At 47.2% G+C, this 18,853-nt stretch carries 22 protein-coding genes; 17 read left to right on the top strand and 5 right to left on the bottom strand.

Going from position 1 to position 18,853, the window contains the following annotated elements:
* Nucleotides 1–12 precede the first annotated feature (12 nt).
* The 6 genes from ACWJJ5_RS00870 to sufB all read left to right on the top strand — a co-directional run bounded on the left by ACWJJ5_RS00870 (nt 13) and on the right by sufB (nt 5,528).
* On the top strand, nt 13–165 hold the full coding sequence (locus tag ACWJJ5_RS00870) for a hypothetical protein (RefSeq protein WP_003151857.1): 153 nt from the start codon (nt 13–15) through the stop codon (nt 163–165).
* A 176-nt stretch (nt 166–341) separates the two neighbouring features.
* Entirely contained in the window at nt 342–1,127 is a 786-nt protein-coding gene (gene sufC, locus ACWJJ5_RS00865; RefSeq protein WP_025853878.1) for a Fe-S cluster assembly ATPase SufC, read from the top strand.
* Nucleotides 1,128–1,144: 17 nt separating this feature from the next.
* Nucleotides 1,145–2,458 (top strand): Fe-S cluster assembly protein SufD, encoded by a 1,314-nt coding sequence (gene sufD / locus ACWJJ5_RS00860; protein WP_003151874.1) that lies wholly within the window; start codon nt 1,145–1,147, stop codon nt 2,456–2,458.
* Entirely contained in the window at nt 2,458–3,678 is a 1,221-nt protein-coding gene (gene sufS, locus ACWJJ5_RS00855; RefSeq protein ID WP_454022120.1) for a cysteine desulfurase SufS, read from the top strand. The genes sufD and sufS overlap by 1 nt, the downstream gene beginning before the upstream one ends.
* Nucleotides 3,668–4,111, top strand: a complete 444-nt coding sequence (sufU, locus tag ACWJJ5_RS00850) for a Fe-S cluster assembly sulfur transfer protein SufU (protein ID WP_007613601.1) — start codon at nt 3,668–3,670, stop codon at nt 4,109–4,111. Before sufS ends, sufU begins: the two co-directional genes overlap by 11 nt.
* 19 nt (nt 4,112–4,130) lie before the next feature.
* The gene (sufB, locus tag ACWJJ5_RS00845) at nt 4,131–5,528 is read left to right on the top strand and encodes a Fe-S cluster assembly protein SufB (RefSeq protein ID WP_454022119.1); all 1,398 of its coding nucleotides are present in this window, start codon (nt 4,131–4,133) and stop codon (nt 5,526–5,528) included.
* A gap of 35 nt (nt 5,529–5,563) precedes the next feature.
* Here the strand turns inward: sufB and csn are convergent, their stop codons facing one another.
* On the bottom strand, nt 5,564–6,400 hold the full coding sequence (csn, locus tag ACWJJ5_RS00840) for a chitosanase (protein WP_454022118.1): 837 nt from the start codon (nt 6,398–6,400) through the stop codon (nt 5,564–5,566).
* 133 nt (nt 6,401–6,533) lie between these two features.
* Entirely contained in the window at nt 6,534–6,998 is a 465-nt protein-coding gene (locus tag ACWJJ5_RS00835) for a DUF2691 family protein (protein ID WP_102422535.1), read from the bottom strand.
* A gap of 77 nt (nt 6,999–7,075) precedes the next feature.
* Here ACWJJ5_RS00835 and ACWJJ5_RS00830 point away from each other — a divergent pair, with 77 nt between their 5' ends.
* From ACWJJ5_RS00830 to ACWJJ5_RS00820, 3 genes are all read left to right on the top strand, one after another.
* Entirely contained in the window at nt 7,076–7,777 is a 702-nt protein-coding gene (locus ACWJJ5_RS00830; RefSeq protein ID WP_094247516.1) for a class I SAM-dependent methyltransferase, read from the top strand.
* A gap of 37 nt (nt 7,778–7,814) precedes the next feature.
* Nucleotides 7,815–8,930 (top strand): NAD(P)/FAD-dependent oxidoreductase, encoded by a 1,116-nt coding sequence (locus ACWJJ5_RS00825; protein WP_168237165.1) that lies wholly within the window; start codon nt 7,815–7,817, stop codon nt 8,928–8,930.
* A 66-nt stretch (nt 8,931–8,996) separates the two neighbouring features.
* Complete coding sequence (locus ACWJJ5_RS00820) at nt 8,997–9,371, top strand: nucleotide excision repair endonuclease (protein ID WP_007410094.1); 375 nt, start codon at nt 8,997–8,999, stop codon at nt 9,369–9,371.
* 38 nt (nt 9,372–9,409) lie between these two features.
* Here the strand turns inward: ACWJJ5_RS00820 and ACWJJ5_RS00815 are convergent, their stop codons facing one another.
* A complete protein-coding gene (locus ACWJJ5_RS00815; RefSeq protein WP_007410095.1) occupies nt 9,410–9,682 on the bottom strand; it encodes a DUF1648 domain-containing protein in 273 nt (90 codons plus the stop codon).
* A 123-nt stretch (nt 9,683–9,805) separates the two neighbouring features.
* Here ACWJJ5_RS00815 and ACWJJ5_RS00810 point away from each other — a divergent pair, with 123 nt between their 5' ends.
* The 3 genes from ACWJJ5_RS00810 to ACWJJ5_RS00800 are packed head-to-tail and all read left to right on the top strand — an operon-like array spanning nt 9,806 to nt 11,860.
* Nucleotides 9,806–10,336 carry an SdpA family antimicrobial peptide system protein gene (locus ACWJJ5_RS00810; RefSeq protein ID WP_454022117.1) on the top strand — a complete coding sequence of 177 codons (531 nt, stop codon included), beginning with the start codon at nt 9,806–9,808 and terminating at the stop codon, nt 10,334–10,336.
* Nucleotides 10,333–11,277, top strand: coding sequence for a sporulation-delaying protein SdpB family protein (locus tag ACWJJ5_RS00805; RefSeq protein WP_094247518.1), 945 nt, complete (start codon nt 10,333–10,335; stop codon nt 11,275–11,277). Before ACWJJ5_RS00810 ends, ACWJJ5_RS00805 begins: the two co-directional genes overlap by 4 nt.
* Nucleotides 11,270–11,860 (top strand): sporulation delaying protein family toxin, encoded by a 591-nt coding sequence (locus ACWJJ5_RS00800; protein WP_007410098.1) that lies wholly within the window; start codon nt 11,270–11,272, stop codon nt 11,858–11,860. Before ACWJJ5_RS00805 ends, ACWJJ5_RS00800 begins: the two co-directional genes overlap by 8 nt.
* Nucleotides 11,861–11,893: 33 nt before the next feature.
* On the opposite strand, the gene ACWJJ5_RS00795 is transcribed toward ACWJJ5_RS00800, so the two are convergent.
* Nucleotides 11,894–12,820 (bottom strand): MerR family transcriptional regulator, encoded by a 927-nt coding sequence (locus ACWJJ5_RS00795; protein WP_454022116.1) that lies wholly within the window; start codon nt 12,818–12,820, stop codon nt 11,894–11,896.
* A 196-nt stretch (nt 12,821–13,016) separates the two neighbouring features.
* On the opposite strand from ACWJJ5_RS00795, the gene ACWJJ5_RS00790 reads away from it, so the two are divergent.
* The 5 genes from ACWJJ5_RS00790 (at nt 13,017) to ACWJJ5_RS00770 (ending at nt 18,013) form a co-directional block, all read left to right on the top strand.
* The gene (locus ACWJJ5_RS00790) at nt 13,017–14,003 is read left to right on the top strand and encodes an SIS domain-containing protein (RefSeq protein WP_070082323.1); all 987 of its coding nucleotides are present in this window, start codon (nt 13,017–13,019) and stop codon (nt 14,001–14,003) included.
* Between the two features lie 73 nt (nt 14,004–14,076).
* Nucleotides 14,077–15,342: an ABC transporter substrate-binding protein gene (locus ACWJJ5_RS00785; protein ID WP_071392604.1), complete on the top strand. Its 1,266-nt coding sequence runs from the start codon at nt 14,077–14,079 to the stop codon at nt 15,340–15,342.
* Nucleotides 15,343–15,366: 24 nt separating this feature from the next.
* Nucleotides 15,367–16,257, top strand: coding sequence for a carbohydrate ABC transporter permease (locus tag ACWJJ5_RS00780; protein ID WP_373364971.1), 891 nt, complete (start codon nt 15,367–15,369; stop codon nt 16,255–16,257).
* 3 nt (nt 16,258–16,260) lie between these two features.
* Entirely contained in the window at nt 16,261–17,145 is an 885-nt protein-coding gene (locus ACWJJ5_RS00775; RefSeq protein ID WP_003151895.1) for a carbohydrate ABC transporter permease, read from the top strand.
* A gap of 13 nt (nt 17,146–17,158) precedes the next feature.
* The gene (locus tag ACWJJ5_RS00770) at nt 17,159–18,013 is read left to right on the top strand and encodes a PfkB family carbohydrate kinase (RefSeq protein WP_071392249.1); all 855 of its coding nucleotides are present in this window, start codon (nt 17,159–17,161) and stop codon (nt 18,011–18,013) included.
* 24 nt (nt 18,014–18,037) lie between these two features.
* On the opposite strand, the gene ACWJJ5_RS00765 is transcribed toward ACWJJ5_RS00770, so the two are convergent.
* Nucleotides 18,038–18,766 (bottom strand): GntR family transcriptional regulator, encoded by a 729-nt coding sequence (locus ACWJJ5_RS00765; protein WP_454022115.1) that lies wholly within the window; start codon nt 18,764–18,766, stop codon nt 18,038–18,040.
* Nucleotides 18,767–18,853: the final 87 nt, after the last annotated feature.

The raw sequence follows: 18,853 nt of genomic DNA, 5'->3' as shown, positions 1-18,853 counted from the left end.
TATACGCCTGAAATGGAAAAAGCGATGCAGAAGTCACACGGCATCGGCTACGAGGAATACGGACGGCGTCTTTCAAAAAGGATGGAAGTCGAACGGCAGAGGGAGCTTGAATATCAAAAAAGCAAGTTCCTCGCAGCGCAGCTTAATGAGAAAATCGGTCAGTAAAAAAGGGTGGATTTCCGCCCTTTTTCTGTTTCAAACAGCTTTAATTACGCCTTGATCTTTGATAAACTTTAGGAATGTTCCGGGTAATATAAAAAGTTGTATTTACTTTTCATTTGTTATAAAATTAGAATGAGAATAAATTGAGAATAATGATTATATATTTTGGAGGTATAGATATGGTTGCTTCAACATTAACGATCAAGGATCTTCACGTTGAAATCGAAGGAAAAGAGATCTTAAAAGGTGTAAACCTTGAAATAAAAGGCGGCGAATTCCACGCTGTCATGGGGCCGAACGGTACCGGTAAATCCACGCTCTCAGCAGCGATTATGGGACACCCGAAATACGAAGTTACAAAAGGCAGCATCACGCTTGACGGCAAAGATGTACTGGAAATGGAAGTGGACGAGCGCGCTCAGGCGGGTCTTTTCCTTGCGATGCAGTACCCAAGCGAAATCAGCGGTGTGACAAATGCTGATTTCCTTCGCTCTGCGATTAACGCACGCCGTGAAGAAGGCGATGAAATTTCTCTTATGAAATTCATCCGCAAAATGGACGAAAACATGGAGTTCCTTGAAATGGACCCTGAAATGGCGCAGCGTTACCTGAACGAAGGTTTCTCAGGCGGGGAGAAAAAACGCAACGAAATCCTTCAGCTTATGATGATCGAGCCGAAAATCGCCATTCTTGACGAGATCGATTCAGGTCTTGATATCGATGCGCTTAAAGTCGTTTCTAAAGGAATTAACAAAATGCGCAGCGAAAACTTCGGCTGCTTAATGATCACTCACTACCAGCGCCTTCTGAACTACATCACGCCTGATGTCGTTCACGTTATGATGCAGGGACGCGTAGTGAAATCCGGCGGCGCGGAGCTTGCACAGCGCCTTGAAGCGGAAGGTTATGACTGGATTAAACAAGAACTAGGCATTGAAGACGAAACTGTAGGCCAAGAAGCGTAAGCGTTAGGGGGATAATCATGACATTGGAAACGAAACTATCCGTAGATCAGGAATATGTCAAAGGCTTTTCCGAAAAGCATCAAGAACCTGCCTGGCTGAAAAACCTGCGCTTACAGGCTCTTGAAAAAGCTGAAGATCTGCCGCTGCCTAAGCCTGATAAAACAAAAATCACAAATTGGAACTTTACAAAGTTCAACAAGCATACAGTAGAAAACGCGCCGCTTGCTTCTTTAGAAGATTTAGCTGATGAAGCAAAAGCGCTGATCGATATCGAAAACGAAGACAAAACGTTATATGTGCAGCGTGATCAAACGCCTGCTTTCCTTTCTCTTTCCAAAGAACTGAAAGACAAAGGCGTCATTTTCACGGACATCTTAACGGCTGCCCGTGAGCACAGCGACCTCGTTGAGAAATACTTCATGAAAGACGGCGTTAAGGTCGACGAACATAAACTGACTGCGCTTCATGCGGCATTAATGAACGGCGGGGCATTCCTTTATGTTCCTAAAAACGTTCAGGTGGAGACGCCTGTTCAGGCCGTTTACGTTCATGAAAGCAATGACACGGCATTGTTCAACCACGTGCTGATCGTCGCTGAAGACCACAGCTCCGTCACTTACGTTGAGAACTACATCAGCACGGTGAATCCGAAAGAAGCGGTATTCAACATTATCAGTGAAGTGGTCACAGGTGATAATGCCAGCGTGACGTACGGCGCTGTTGACAACCTGTCAGCAGGTGTCACAACATACGTCAACCGCCGCGGAGCCGCGCGCGGACGCGACAGCAAAATCGAGTGGGCGCTCGGACTGATGAACGACGGCGACACGATTTCTGAAAATACGACAAACCTCTACGGAGACGGCACATACGGCGATACGAAAACCGTAGTTGTCGGAAGAGGAGAACAGACGGAAAACTTTACGACGCAGATCATCCACTTCGGTAAGGCTTCTGAAGGCTATATCCTGAAGCACGGAGTCATGAAAGATGCCGCATCTTCCATCTTTAACGGAATCGGCAAAATCGAGCACGGCGCGTCTAAAGCAAACGCTGAACAGGAATCCCGCGTCCTGATGCTGAGTGAAAAAGCACGCGGAGATGCAAACCCGATTCTCTTAATTGATGAAGACGATGTAACTGCAGGACATGCGGCATCTGTCGGCCGTGTGGACCCGATCCAGCTTTACTACTTAATGAGCCGCGGAATTCCGAAAGAAGAAGCGGAGCGCTTAGTCATTTACGGATTCCTTGCTCCGGTGGTAAAAGAGCTTCCGATTGAAGGAGTTAAGAAACAGCTCGTCTCCGTCATCGAAAGGAAAGTAAAATAATGAATATCACCGATATTCGTGAACAGTTCCCGATCCTTCATCAGCAAGTGAACGGACATGACCTCGTGTACCTTGACAGCGCGGCGACTTCCCAGAAGCCGCGGGCTGTCATTGAAGCAGTGGATCAGTATTACAGCAAATACAATTCCAATGTTCACAGAGGCGTTCATACTCTTGGCACGAGAGCGACAGACGGCTATGAAGGTGCGCGTGAAAGAGTCCGCAAGTTTATCAATGCGAAGTCAATGGCTGAGGTCATTTTCACAAAAGGCACGACAACTTCACTGAATATGGTGGCGCTGAGCTATGCCCGCGCCAGCTTAAAACCCGGTGATGAAGTAGTCATCACCCAAATGGAGCATCATGCGAATATCATTCCGTGGCAGCAGGCAGTAAAAGCAACCGGCGCGACTTTAAAATATATCCCGATGCAGGAAGACGGCACGCTTTCGCTGGACGACGTCCGGCAGACTGTCACAAGCCATACGAAGATCGTGGCAGTCGCTCATGTGTCAAATGTGCTCGGCACGATCAACCCGATTAAAGAGATCGCCAAAATCGCTCATGATAATGGCGCGGTCATCGTGGTGGACGGGGCGCAAAGCACACCGCACATGAAAATCGACGTCCAGGACTTGGATTGCGACTTCTTCGCGCTTTCTTCCCATAAAATGTGCGGCCCGACGGGAATCGGCGTGCTGTACGGCAAGAAAGAACTGCTTGAGAATATGGAGCCGGCCGAATTTGGCGGCGAAATGATCGACTTTGTAGGGCTTTATGAATCAACTTGGAAAGAGCTTCCGTGGAAATTTGAAGCAGGCACGCCGATTATCGCAGGCGCGATCGGATTGGGAGCCGCGATTGATTTTCTTGAAGAGATCGGACTCGACGAGATTTCCCGGCATGAGCATAAACTTGCAGCCTATGCGCTTGACCGTTTCGAGCAGCTAGACGGCGTGACGGTATACGGTCCGAAAGAGCGGGCGGGACTTGTGACATTTAATCTTGATGAGGTTCACCCTCATGATGTCGCGACTGTCCTCGATGCTGAGGGCATTGCGGTCAGAGCCGGCCATCACTGCGCCCAGCCGCTCATGAAATGGCTGGATGTATCTGCTACTGCGAGAGCGAGTTTTTATCTGTATAATACAGAGGAAGAGATCGATAAGCTCGCGGAAGCCCTCCAAAAGACAAAGGAGTACTTTACAAATGTCTTTTAATGCAAATTTAGATACATTATACAGACAAGTGATCATGGATCATTACAAAAATCCGCGCAACAAAGGGGTTTTGGATGACAGCATCGTCGTCGATATGAACAACCCGACTTGCGGCGACCGGATCAGACTGACAATGAAGCTTGACGGCGATACCGTTCAGGAAGCGAAGTTTGAAGGGGAAGGCTGTTCCATCTCCATGGCTTCAGCTTCCATGATGACGCAGGCGATTAAAGGAAAAGATATTGATACCGCCCTTTCCATGTCTAAGGTTTTCTCAGACATGATGCAAGGGAAAGAGTATGACGACTCGATAGATCTCGGGGATATTGAAGCTCTTCAAGGCGTTTCGAAATTCCCGGCCCGGATTAAATGTGCCACCCTTTCATGGAAAGCACTTGAAAAAGGAGTCGCTGGCGAAAAAGGCGGCAATTAAAAGATTGGAGTGAAAATGGATGGCTAAAAAAATGCCTGAAATTGGTGAATACAAGTACGGTTTTCACGATAAGGACGTTTCCATTTTCCGTTCAGAGCGCGGATTGACAAAAGAAATCGTAGAAGAAATTTCACGCATGAAAGAAGAGCCTCAATGGATGCTTGATTTCCGCCTGAAATCTCTTGAGCATTTCTACAACATGCCGATGCCGCAGTGGGGCGGGGATTTAGACTCTTTAAACTTTGACGAAATTACGTACTACGTAAAACCGTCTGAGCGTTCAGAGCGTTCTTGGGATGAAGTGCCTGAGGAAATTAAACAGACATTCGACAAACTCGGTATTCCTGAAGCTGAGCAAAAATACCTTGCCGGTGTTTCTGCACAGTACGAATCTGAGGTTGTGTACCACAACATGAAAGAAGATCTTGAAGCGCAAGGCATTGTCTTCAAAGACACAGACAGCGCGCTGAAAGAAAATGAAGACATTTTCCGCGAGCACTGGGCGAAAGTCATTCCGCCGACTGATAACAAGTTTGCGGCGCTGAACTCAGCTGTTTGGTCCGGCGGATCTTTCATCTACGTGCCTAAAGGCGTGAAGGTTGAAACACCGCTTCAAGCTTACTTCCGCATCAACTCTGAAAACATGGGTCAGTTCGAACGTACGCTGATCATCGTTGACGAAGAAGCAAGCGTTCATTACGTAGAGGGCTGTACGGCTCCTGTGTACACAACAAACTCGCTTCACAGCGCGGTTGTTGAAATCATCGTCAAAAAAGGCGGCTACTGCCGTTATACAACAATTCAAAACTGGGCGAACAACGTTTACAACTTAGTAACGAAACGTACGGTTTGTGAAGAAAACGCGACGATGGAATGGGTTGACGGAAACATCGGTTCTAAATTAACGATGAAATATCCGGCTGTCATTCTGAAAGGTGAAGGCGCGCGCGGCATGACGCTTTCTATCGCTCTTGCGGGCAAAGGACAGCATCAGGACGCAGGTGCGAAAATGATTCACCTTGCACCGAATACGTCATCCACAATCGTATCAAAATCGATTTCGAAACAGGGCGGAAAAGTAACATACCGCGGTATCGTCCACTTCGGACGGAAAGCGGACGGCGCCCGTTCAAACATCGAGTGTGATACGCTCATTATGGATAACAAATCAACTTCTGATACAATCCCTTACAATGAAATCCTGAACGACAACATTTCATTGGAGCACGAAGCGAAAGTATCAAAAGTTTCTGAAGAACAGCTTTTCTACTTGATGAGCCGCGGTATTTCTGAAGAAGAAGCAACAGAAATGATCGTTATGGGCTTCATCGAGCCATTCACAAAAGAACTTCCGATGGAATACGCAGTTGAAATGAACCGTTTGATTAAGTTCGAAATGGAAGGCTCCATCGGTTAATAGTAAAACCCCGCCATATGGCGGGGTTTTTTTATTTATTGAATAGTGAAATTTCCGTATTCGCTTGACCGGACATGAATCGGCCCGTTTAAATTGTAGTTCTTCTCTTTGACAATATCGCGGAAAACGTCGACTCGGGCAACTGATTCTCTCCATTCATCCTGGGTGTCCTCATCTGACGGATTCATCAGATCGTCATAGCGCACATCCAAGAATTTATTGAGCCATTTCTTCTCGTCCGTTCCGTCTTTCGGTGACCCGCCCATTTTTTTGTTCGTGCGTTTAATCAGGGCATAAAAGGAGTCTGGATCATCGCCGTCACCATGCTGAATCACCGTATCGTACATCACCACTTTGGCCAAGGCCGTTTTCAGTCCGGCATTTTCTGAACGTTTCATCGCCGGCTGATAATACAAGCTGTCATTTACCTTATCCTGGGCAGCGCGGAAGGCTTTATCATTGCCAAGTGAGCGCCAGGCAGAAGCGAATCCTTTCAGATTGCTGATGTCATCGCTTTCGTCCTTCGCAAGACGGCGCAATTCAGGCAAATACTTTTTCAATTTGTTATTCGGCACCGCTTTCGTGTATACTTCGACTACTTCCAGCGCATCTCCGGTAGCCGTCGTAAAGCCGGCCCGCCCGCAGGTGTAACCTCTTCCGTCATCCAACGCTTCAACATATCCGTATTGGATTTCCGTCTTTCCGTTTTCAAAGATGCTGGTCAGCTGTTCCGCCCGGCGCTTCTGATCCTTATTCAGCCCGGCCGCAAAAACCGTACCGCTCATCATCAGGGTAAAAAACATGGTGAAAATAAGAGATGAAACCGCCGTCTTCTTCCAAAAACCTGCTTTTTTCTTCAAACTGATTTTCATTGTCATACCCCTTTCATATGTAAGTTACGCACTCAGTATACATGAGGGGGTGGTTTTGTTGTTGAAAACACACGAATTTGTCAATATTTTGAATACTAAGCCCTATCCGGTGCTTCATAAAAAGAACGCATCTTCACCAGACAGACAATCCCGTTCTCGCGTCATTCTCATCTGTAACATAGTCAACGCGGTGAAACCCGCATTGTACAGCCTGCTGAAAAAGGGCTTCGAGCATGTCCGGATCTTTGCAATATAACGTTACATACGAGCAATCTGCAATGAGAAGCACAAGTTCACAGGAACTATCCAAATATTCCTCATACGTATTGATTTCCGTTACCATCCTGCTCGGGAAAGCTTTCAATTCAGCAAAAATCATATAATAAGGGTCTCCTTCCAGACGCTGACGGAGTTCTTGGCCCTGAATGATGCGCTGATTTTGCGGAAACAGGTCTGTATCGGTGTCTTCATTGAATTCAGTATACGCCTCTCCATCACCGATAAACCATGTATAGGAAGAGATGGGGAACGGTTGTAATATATCTGCCGCAAACCGTCCGATTTCATTTGGGATGTCAAAAGTAATGCCGCGTTTCATATGGTCGTATCTCCTTTCGGCTTTTGCTAGAATAATATGGTATGCCATTTGGATAAATATTGAAAGGGGTGAGTGTTATGACAACAAGATACGGAATTGATGCGCCTTATGGAGCGTTTGGATTTATCTTTCTTGCGCTCCTTTATGCCGCAGGCACATTATACGGCATGATTCCTCTTTTCTGGGGCTGGCTGACGGGTGCCTTGTTTTTAGTGCTCGGTCTTTGGATGCTCTTGTATTCAACGGCCATTAAACTTTCACACCGCCATCGCATTCTTGCGCTTTCCGGGTTAAAGCCGGACATGAAAGTGCTTGATATTGGGACGGGACGGGGGCTGCTAGCCATCGCCGCGGCTCAAAAAGGCGCTGACGTCTCAGCGATTGACAAATGGTCAAGCTGGGATCTGGGCGGAAACGGAAGAGACGCATTTGAAAAGAACAGACGGGCAGAAGGAGCGCTGGAAATTGATTTGTATGACGGACTCGCGCAAGCCATGCCGTTTCCTGATAAATCGTTTGACCTTGTCATTTCGCATTTTGTCGTACACAACATTTCAGGCAGAAAAGAGAGGGAACGGGCGATCACGGAAATGGTGAGGGTGCTGAAGCCTGGCGGCACATTGGCCGTGTCAGATATAAAAAATACATCACAATACAGAGCAATTCTTGAGGAAAACGGCTTTCACACAAGAACATATTCCTTTTATTATACGTTTCCGTTTTCAAAACTCATTGTCGCCGTCAGGACTCCGGTAGGAACCGGGCGCTCCATTTGTTAAAATAAATAAGACAAAACAGATAGAAAAGGTGTTACACATGAAGTCTTATATAATTATCGGAGCCGGCATTCTCGGTGCGTCCGCGGCTTATCATCTCGCAAAGGCCGGTGCGGATGTAACGGTCTTTGACAGGAAACACCCGGGGCAGGCGACTGACGCCGCGGCAGGGATCGTCTGCCCGTGGCTGTCGCAGCGCCGCAATCAGGCATGGTATGCGATCGCAAAAGGCGGAGCCCGCTATTATAACCAATTGATACAGCAGCTTGAAGCTGACGGAGAAACGGACACCGGTTATCAAAAGGTCGGTGCCGTCAGCCTCCATACGGATGAAAAAAAGCTCAGCCAAATGGAGGAAAGGGCTTATAAAAGAAGAGAGGACGCCCCTGAAATCGGTGACATTACAAGACTGACACCGGCAGAAACGAAGGCATTGTTTCCCGCGCTGTCGGAGGAATACGGTGCGGTTCATGTCAGCGGCGCGGCCCGGGTGAACGGGAGGGCGCTTCGTAAGGCGCTGTTAAACGCGGCCGTTAAGCACGGAGCTGCTGTTTACAATGAAGAAACGTCAATATTGACAGAGGACGGTGCCGTCATCGGTGTGAAAACCGCAGAACGCACGCTTACTGCTGACCAGGTTCTCGTAACGGCCGGCGCTTGGGCGAGAGAGCTGCTTGAACCGCTCGGCATCCGTTTTTCAGTATCATACCAAAAGGCACAGATCGTTCATTTAGAGCTTCAGGGAGAGGATACGGGCGGCTGGCCCGTCGTCATGCCCCCAAACGATCAATACATTCTCGCCTTTGACAGCGGCAGAATCATAGCGGGCGCGACTCATGAAAACGATACCGGCATGGATTTGCGGGTGACGGCCGGCGGCCTCCGCGAGATTTTTGACAAAGCATTAACTGTGGCGCCGGGGCTTTCAGACAGTACTGTGATAGAGACAAGAGTCGGTTTCAGGCCGTTTACTCCCGGTTTTCTTCCCGTCATCGGCAAAGTGCCGAATATCAGCGGACTCCTCGTTGCCAACGGGCTGGGCGCCTCAGGGCTGACGAGCGGGCCGTATCTGGGGGCGGAACTGGCAAAACTCGCACTCGGCCAGCAGACGGAAATTGATTTGAGCCTTTATGATCCGGCCGGGGCGCTTGAATAAAAAATAGCTTTTGGCGCATTCTTATGATAGGATGGAGCTTTAATGAATAAGAGGACGTGACCCATTTTGATAAAAATAAACCTTCCTGCTCCTGATGTAACCATTACGGAACGGCAGCAGTCACCGTCGGAAAATGAACCGGCGATTAAAGCGATTTACGGTTTCATTGATTTTCACCAAATTCCGAGAGACAAAGGCGGCATCTTTATGTTTTATAACATTCATGATGAGCTGCTGTTTGTCGGGAAAGCCCGTAAATTAAGACAAAGAATCAAAAAGCATTTTGAAGACAATGTGTCGCCTGTTAAACATCACAGGGACGAAGTGTATAAAATTGAAGTATGTGTCGTCAATGATCCGATGGAAAGGGAGATTTACGAAACGTACGCGATCAATACCCTTCAGTCGAAATACAACATTGAGAAAGTATTTTATAAATAAGGAAAACCGGAGCTTAAGGGCTCCGGTTTTCTTTATGTTTACAGTGCCAGCCACATCACTGCAATATGCACGATCAGCAGACAGTAAACGACGAGGAACAGCTGGACGACCTTTTTTCTGAATAACATGCAGATCATCATGAGCACAGGAAAAATCAGGACGCCGGCCGTTTTATTGATTGAAGTATTCGGACGGTTCGACACGTCATAGTGAATGGCCATATCAGCAGGAAGAAACGGATAAAACACAATCGACAGAATAAAGGCGAGAACCACAGCTCCCCACAGCACCTTATCATTCATCAAAAACATATGAACACTCCCTTTTTACATATAATAGTATATTAGTCCGAAAAATCTAATTTATCAATATTTTACCTGCTGAATGGTGTATAATCATGTCAATGAAATTTCCATACGCTAGGAGGGTTTCAATTGACTGACAAGAAGCAAACCAGCATGTTTTCATTCTTTCTTTTTATCATGGCCGCCTGGATCATCGTTTTGTTTTTTACCATCATCGCGGCACTGCCAAGCTCCGCCATCCAATTAACCAACCACCAATCCAAAACCGTTTCCATGATTTATCCGCAAAGCTGGGGATTTTTCAGTAAAGATCCGAGAGAAGACAGCTTGAACATCTATCTTCTTGATGCCGATGAGGAGCTCAGATGGCCGAATAATTCTCTGAAAAATGTCATCGGCTTAAACCGTTACGGCCGGACGCAAGGGATAGAGCTCGGCCTTATGCTGGAAAAGCTGCCTTCCAAAGAGAAGTGGAACGACTTCACGACTGGCCAAGACATTAAGGATACCACATTTTTGAAAATGAAAAATGAGTCTCCCTCCCCAAGGCTGAAAGGGAAAATGATCATTACATATGAACGCATTACCCCATGGGCATGGAGCCAGCATACCGAAACGAAAAGAACCATCAAAAAATACATCGGAGTGGATGTCAATTGATTCAGGATGCAAAAAAGCAGCTCACCTTATGGATGATGAAGAATCCGCCTTGGACAAATGTGTACGGGCTTGCCAGAAGCTTAATCGCGCTCGGCACGCTGCTGACATTGCTGTTCAATCCGGCGTCTGTCTTCTTCAAAACGCAAAATCAAATGCTCAGCTTTTCCGACACGTTCAGCCTGTTTCTGCTGTTTCCCGATTTCCGTTACATTGAGATCGTCAAAGCCGTCTGTATCTGTATGTTAATCCTTGTCGTCATTGGCTGGCGGCCCCGCCTCACCGGTTTTTTTCACTGGTGGATTTCGTACAGCTTCCAAAACTCCGCCGTTACCCTTGACGGGGGAGATCAAGTGGCTGCCGTTTTTACGCTGCTGCTGCTCCCGCTGACATTAACCGATCCGCGGAAATGGCACTGGTCTCCGTACGAGGCGTCTTTTGAGAAAAGGCCGCTTGAGCCTTATTACCGCTCCTTATGCTGGGCGACACTGACAATCATCAGAATACAGGTCGCGATGCTGTACTTTAACTCTGTCATTGCCAAACTGATGGAAGAAGAGTGGCAGAACGGGACCGCCGTTTATTACTATTTGAATGATCCGATGCTGGGTCTGCCGGATGCGCTTCACAGTCTGTTTGACTTTATCCTGCAGTCCAAGCTTGTCATCATCCCGACTTGGGGCACGCTCATTGTGCAAACCATTATGTTCTGCGCTTTGTTCGCTCCGAAAACATATTGGCGTCCGATATTGTTTATATCCATTTTTATGCACGAAATCTTTGCCGTTATGCTGGGACTGACCTCGTTTTCCATTACGGTGGCTGGTATTTTGGTCCTGTTTTTGGTGCCGGCAGAGAAAACAGTAGCTTTGAACCATTACAATCCCCTTTTTATCAGATACAATTTTTTCAATAAAAGGAAAAGGAGGAAATTATATGGTTAAAAGCAAGAAGTCCGCAGCTGCCATGATGCTGGTGTTTGTTTTAATGGTCGCATTAGTCGGCCCGCATGCCGCGGCAAAAACTGAGCCGTCCGTCTCTTATTCGGGTGAAGACATTTTTTCCGGCATCTTTTTCGGACAAGGTGAGGTCGCAAAGCTCCTTCCTGAAGTATGGGATACCAAGGCTGTTAAAAAGATTGATCAGGATGAATTAAAGCAAGTTTCCGATCAGGTGATTGCTGATATTAAAAAGTCATCGCCAGATTATTTTAAAGAGTTAAAAGCGGCGGTCTACAGCGGCGATTATGAGAAAGTGAACAGCGTCATTGATCAAGGTTCGCAGATTATGGCGAAAGTGCTGAAAGAAGAGTTTGACAAAAAGAGCATGGACAAAGGAAAATCAACGGCCATCGGCCAATGCGCAACGGCTGTATGGGTATTCTTAAACGCGGCGGCCGCCATTGAGACGATCGCTCTTGCGGTAGCGGCCATCATTTTGACAGTAGCAAGCGTTGACGAAGATTCCGACTTAGGAAAAGAGCAGCTCATCGCTAATGTCGTTGACCGCATTAACGCGCAGCACTGAGGCTGAAGAAAGAAAACGCTAAGGAGACGAACCTTAGCGTTTTTTTGATTGAAGCATCTGTTTTAAATATGCTTCTGAATCAAAGCCGAGTTCCTCGTCGGCTTCTTTTTTCAGTTCAAGCTGAAGTCGCACATACGTGTCATATTTCGGGCTGAGCTTTTGAAGTAGATTGCTGAAAGGCGATCCTTCCTTCAGCGCGGGCAGATCAGAAGCGGATTCTCCGACCTTGATCAGGCTTTCTCTGTATTCTTCATCTGTCTGCACTCTTTTCACAAGCTGAATGATGATGTTTTTATGAGTGTCCCAAGTGGCGGGGTCTCTTTCCAAAATCCGCTCGATAAATTGGTCATGCTGGACTTTGTGCTGCTGGAGCTGAGCCGGGTCCTCCTTACCGACCAGCTGCATCATCGGGTGTGCAGCCGGAACTTCTTCCATATCATCCAATACTTTAATAAGCTTTGCCCATATCGTTTTTTTCTCATCTGTATCAATAGAAAAGTCGAGGAACGGTTCAAACAGCGCGGCGATAAATTCTCCGAAATCTCCCGGGAACAGTTTTTTCAGCTGAAGTCCCATATACTTCGGTTCATCTATTTTGACCTCGCCGATATCATGCAGAATTGAATCGACATTTTCCGCATCTTCCACGCGCTTGATCAGCATTTCAGTCAGTTTCCGTTCCTGCTCAAGCTCTTCAATCTGCCGGCTGAGCTTTTGATGCTGCTGGCGCAGTATATCATGCAGACTGCTGCCCTCTAAGAGGAACGCTTTAATATCGCTTACAGACAGTGCCAGCATTCGGAGGGCGGCAATCATTTTCAGCGTATTCACGTTCTGAGCGGAATACTCACGGTATCCGTTATCAGGGTTTTTGCTGACGGTGATTAAACCTTCCTGCTCATAATATTTGATGGCTTTTTTCGTGAGACCCGTCTGCCTGGCGGCTTCTTTTATATTCATTCTGAATCACTCCCTGCTTTTCATTCTAAACGTGTCTCTAAGGGTCAGGTCAAGAGAGGGCGGGAAATTAGACGGGTTTATTCTATATTTTAGAAATTTCAGAAAATATGATTGACAACGCACCTTTGTTGCGATTAATATAACGTTATATAATGTTATATAACATTATATAATAAAACACTGAGGAGTGAAGGATTTGAGTCAAACTGCCGCACAAGTGAATCACAAGGTTCAGGCTTTCTTGGATGATCTGAAAGGAAAAACGATTGACCACGTCTTTTTTGTCGCTTGCGGGGGTTCTTCAGCCATTATGTATCCGAGCAAGTACGTGTTTGACAGAGAGGCGAAAGCCATCAGCTCTGATCTCTACAGTTCAAATGAATTTATTCAGCGCAATCCCATTCAGCTCGGAGAGAACTCTCTCGTGATTTTATGTTCTCAGTCAGGCAATACGCCGGAAACGGTGAAAGCCGCCGGTTTCGCCAGAAAAAAAGGCGCGCTTACGATTGCGATGACCTTTGAGCCTGATTCGCCGTTAGCGAAAGAAGCCGAATATGTCGCGGTGTATGACTGGGGTGAGAACGCACAGGCGATAAATACGAATTACGGGGTTCTGTATCAAATCGTGTTCGGCGCTTTACACGTGCTGGAAAACCATTCCGCGTTTGAGCAGGCGATCGACGGACTCAATAAACTCCAGACCGTATATGACAAAGCGCTTAAACAAGAAGCGGATCACGCAAAGGCATTCGCGAAAGCCCACGAAAAAGAAGATATCATTTACACGATGGCAAGCGGTGCGAACTACGGCGTCGCTTACTCCTACAGCATCTGCATTCTCATGGAAATGCAATGGATTCATTCCCACGCCATTCATGCCGGAGAATATTTTCACGGACCGTTCGAAATCATTGATGAATCCGTTCCATTTATTATCCTGCTCGGCTTAGACGAAACAAGACCCCTTGAAGAGCGGGCGCTTTCCTTCTCAAAAAGATACGGCAAAAAACTGACTGTGCTTGATGCGGCAGCATATGATTTTTCCGGAATTGACGATTCTGTAAAAGGCTACCTGGCTCCTCTCGTATTAAACCGGGTGCTCAGAAGCTATGCGGATGCGCTGGCGGAAGCAAGGAACCATCCGTTAAGCCAGCGGCGTTACATGTGGAAAGTCGAATATTAAGAACGCGCATTATATTTCACCGGACTATAATGATATATAACGTTATAGTCCGGTGACAAAGGAGGAAAAGCATCTGAAAAAGCTCATCTGCCTGTTCGTTCTGTTAGCTGTATGTCTGTCAGCCGCCGCCTGTTCAAGCCAAAGCAGTTCCTCTGACGGAAAAGTGACCCTGAAGTTTTTTCACAGGTGGCCGAAGGAGCCGGAAAAAAGCTATTTTGAAGAAGCGGTCAAAGAATTTGAAGCCGCTCATCCGGATATTCATATCCAAACGGAAGCGGTCTTAAACGATTCTTATAAAGACAAGGTGAAAGTCATGCTCGGAACAACGAGCCCCCCTGATATTTTCTTTTCATGGAGCGACCGGTTTGCTTATAAATTCATCAAAGGAGATAAAGCCCTCGATCTGTCGTCTTACTATCAGCAGGATAAAGATTGGTCCTCACAGCTTGTGCAGTCACAAATCAAACCCTTTACGCATGACGGAAAACAGTACGGTGTTCCGTGGCAAATGGACGCTAAATCATTCTTTTATAATAAGGACATTTTTAATACATTACATTTGAAGCCCCCGGCGACATGGGATGAACTGATCACAGTCTGTGAGAAATTGAAAGAGAACGGATATATTCCGATCAGTTTCGGCACAAAAGCGCCTTGGACCATTTCTCATTATATCGGGACGCTGAACCAGCGTATGGTGGATGAGAAAACGCGGGCGAAGGATTACAGCCCGGAAACCGGGGAGTTTACGGACGAAGGCTATGTCAAAGCGCTTGAAAAGCTTCAGGAACTTCTGCCGTACTTTACAAAGCACGTGAACTCCGTTGATCACGAATACGTGCGCCAGCAGTTTACGAGCGGCAAAGCGGCGATGATTTATGCGGAAACGGCAGAAATTAAGCTCGTCGAACCGGTCAATCTGGGCTTGTTTCCTTTCCCGAAAATCAGCGGCGAAAAGGGATCTCCCCGTGCACTGACCGGATCTCCGGAAGGATTTATGATTTCCTCAAAAACGAAGCACCCGAAAGAAGCTATGGAATTTCTTCAGTTTTTAACCTCGAAAAAAATGGGAGAGAAGCTGATAAAAGACGTCGGTAAATACAGCGCGGTTCAGGGAACGGCGACAGAAAACAATTCCACCCCGATCCAGCGCGAAGCCGTGCAGGATATCGTCCGCGCCGAAACAATGGTGCCGTGGTTTGATATGGATGTTGATGTTGAAATCGCCGATGTGTATGCGGCAGGCGTTCAGCAGATGCTCGGCGGCACAATGACACCGCGCGAGGTGATGAATTCCGTGCAGAAAGCGGCGCGTCAGGTCAAAGCGTCATCTGAATAGAACAGATTTCTTTGGAGAAAGGAGATGAGGATTTCCTTGGTCAGCCGAAAACGTTTCATTCCGTATCTGTTTCTCGCGCCCGCGCTGATTTTTCTGCTGTTCGTTTACATTCCGATTATTGAAAATGTGTTTTTCAGTCTGTTTGAATGGAGCTCATTTCAACCCGAAAAGACGTTTATCGGTTTGAAAAATTATATTGACCTGTTTCACGATCCCGTGTTTTTTACAGCACTCCGCAACAATGTGCTGTATGCGGTTATATCGCTGATTTTCCAGGTTGGCGGCGGCTTAATTCTGGCGGCCGTGCTGGAAGACAGATTGGTAAGAAAATGGTCGCCGTTTTTCCGTACGGTATTTTTTCTTCCGGTCGTCATTTCCATGACCGTCATTGCGCTGTTGTTTGATTTTATTTATAACCCGGAAATCGGGCTTTTGAATCAGCTGCTGGAAGCGGTCGGACTTGATGAACTGACCCGCGCGTGGCTGGGCGATGAAAACACCGCTATGCTGTCTGTCATTTTTGTGTCTCAATGGCAGTCTGTCGGTTACATCGCCATGCTGTACATTGTCTCGATTCAGAGCATTCCCGCTGAATTATATGAATCGGCGCAGCTGGACGGAGCCGGAAAAATCCAGCAGTTTTTTCACATTACGGTGCCGCAGACGAAAGAAATGTCGTTTGTTGCCGTGGTGATGACGCTGACCGGCGCATTTACCGTATTTAATGAACCATATATTCTGACCGGCGGAGGGCCGGGCAATGCTTCAGAAGTGCTGAGCACATTTTTGTATAAGAGTGCTTTTACAAAGGATATGATGGGCTACGCTTCTGCGATCGCCACGGTGGTGCTTTTGCTGACGCTTGCTCTGTCGCTTATTCAGATGAAATTCTTTAAGACCGGAAAGGAGGAGTAGCCGATGCTTCCTGAAAAGACGGACTTGCGTCATGCCCGTCAGGCCGTCAGAACAGGCGGAAAACCGAGAAAATGGTATGTCGGAGAAACGTCTGTGTGGCTGTTTCTCTTTATCTACCTCATTGCCGTTGCTTATCCGCTGTTATGGATGGCGGTCAGCGCCTTTAAAAGCTCGGATGAGATTTTTGAGCACAGCTGGTCGCTGCCCTCTGTCTGGCATCCCGAAAACTTCGTATCCGCATGGAACCAAGGGATTTCCGCTTATTTTATGAACAGCGTCATTGTGACCGTGCTGACTTGTCTCATCACCGTATTTGTGAGCGCCTGGGCGGCATACGGGCTGGCCCGTTTTCAATTTAAAGGAAAAGGGTTTGTGCTGATCATTTGTCTTGGCGGCTTGATGCTGACGCCGCAGGTCAGTCTTGTGCCGCTGTACTCCATTATCCAGTCATTGGGACTGTACAATACGTATTGGGCATTGATTCTTCCGTACGCAGCCTACCGTATTCCGTTTACCGTGATTCTGATCCGTTCCTATTTTTTGTCGATTTCCAAAGAGCTTGAGGAAGCGGCCTATCTGGATGGATGTACAAGTTTCGGAATATTTTTCAGAATATTCTTACCTATGAGCGTGCCGATTCTGGTGACATCAGGCATTTTGACGGCTTACCATACATGGAATGAGTTTATGTTTGCGATTATTTTTATCGATGATGAAAATTTACGGACGATTCCGGCCGGGCTGATGCAGTTCAGAGATGCGCTGCAGACGGATTGGGGCGTGCTGCTGGCCGGGCTGACGATTTCTGCTGCTCCGATCATCGCGCTGTTTTTATTGATGCAGAGATATTTTATCCGCGGCATTGCAGCGGGAAGCGTGAAAGGATAAGGGGGATGAAAAGATGAAACTGATAGCGGCCGGAGATAATGTAGTAGATTATTATCAGGATCAGGAGACGTTTTACCCGGGCGGAAATGCGTTAAATGTAGCCGTGCTTGCCCGGCGCTTAGGCCACGAAACTTCTTATATCGGGATTCTCGGCAGTGATGAAGCGGCGGATCACGTATTGAATGTGCTGAAACTGGAAAAGGTGAATGCCGATCTGATCCGCCGGGCATACGGAGAAAACGGGATGGCGGTCGTCACGCTTGATGAAAAAGGGGACAGGATATTTGCCGGATCAAATAAAGGCGGCGTGCAATCGCGTCTGACGCTCGCTTTTCAGGAGAATGACATCTCATTTATCTCCGGACATGATCTGCTGCATACGAGCGTATACAGCAGGATAGAACGTGACCTTCCGATGCTGAGCGGCCATGTGCCGATTTCCTTTGACTTCTCTGTAAAACGTGACGAAGCCTATTTAGAAGCGGTCTGTCCGTACGTAACGTATGCATTTTTTTCCGGGAGTGATTTGAGTGAAAGTGAATGTGTGCGGCTTGCCGAAAAAGCCCGCGGTTTCGGAGCGAAAATCGTCTGTCTGACAAGGGGAGAACATGGCGCGGTGTTATCGGATGGGGAACGCGTCTATCATCAGCCGGTGGTAAGAGCTGATATAATAGATACATTGGGCGCGGGTGATTCTTTTATTGCCGGGTTTCTTACCGATTTCTTCGAGCATCAGGATATTCGGCGAGCGCTTACTGCGGCCGCCGGGACGGCTGCCAAAACATGCGGAGGGTTCGGAGCGTTCGGTTACGGGCATCCCTACAGGCCGGACGGCGGGAAAAGCAGTGAAAAAACGAGAATACGATAAGCATTGTCTCGTTTTTTATACTTGTTACGCATAGGGGCTGTTAATGGTAAACGTAACGCGGTCGGTATGCATTAAAAACAGCGAGCTGTATATCGGCTGGTCTTTTGACATAAAAGCGGTTTTGTCAATTTCAAAAAGCGCATCCCCGATATCACAAGCCAGATAGCGGCTTTCTTCCTGCTTGGCGTATACCACATTTAACAGCTTCGTATTATGGGTGGGCACCACCTGATAGTGCTGTTTCAAAATGTCATGCATCGACACGCCGCCTTTAATACGCTTGCCGATGTCGGGAAATAAACCGAGCGGATAGTGGGCGATTTCGAATGAGAGCGGCTGGTCGTCGTGAAATAAAATGCGTTTTAATTCAAGAACGGGACTTTCGGAAGCGACGCGAAGTTTTTGAGCGATGGATTTAGGCGCTTCAATGATTTCATGGGAAAGGATCTGGTGTTTCGGTTTTTTTCCCGTTGATTCCATAAATTCAGAGTAGCCGTTGACCGCGATGAGCTCCCGCTTCAGTTTAGGGCTTTTAACGAACGTTCCCTTTCCCTGCTGCCGGACGAGCCAGCCTTCTTCCACAAGATCAAGGATGGCCTTCCTGACCGTTATGCGGCTGACGTTGTACGTTTCGCACAGCTCATTTTCAGTCGGCAGTTTTACGGACGGCGAATAAACGCCCTTCTTGATATCGTCCGCGATAATTTGTTTAAGCTGAATATATAAAGGTTTCGAGCTCCCGTTATTTAACAATGGGACGGACCTCCTTTGTCAAGTAGTAGTACTATTATATGTATTATGACGTTATAATACAAATTTGCTTTTCATTTATGAATCTGT

Source organism: Bacillus sp. JK74 (assembly GCF_053663395.1).
Note: the sequence above shows the minus strand (reverse complement) of the source record. Positions and strands in the feature narration are given on the sequence as shown.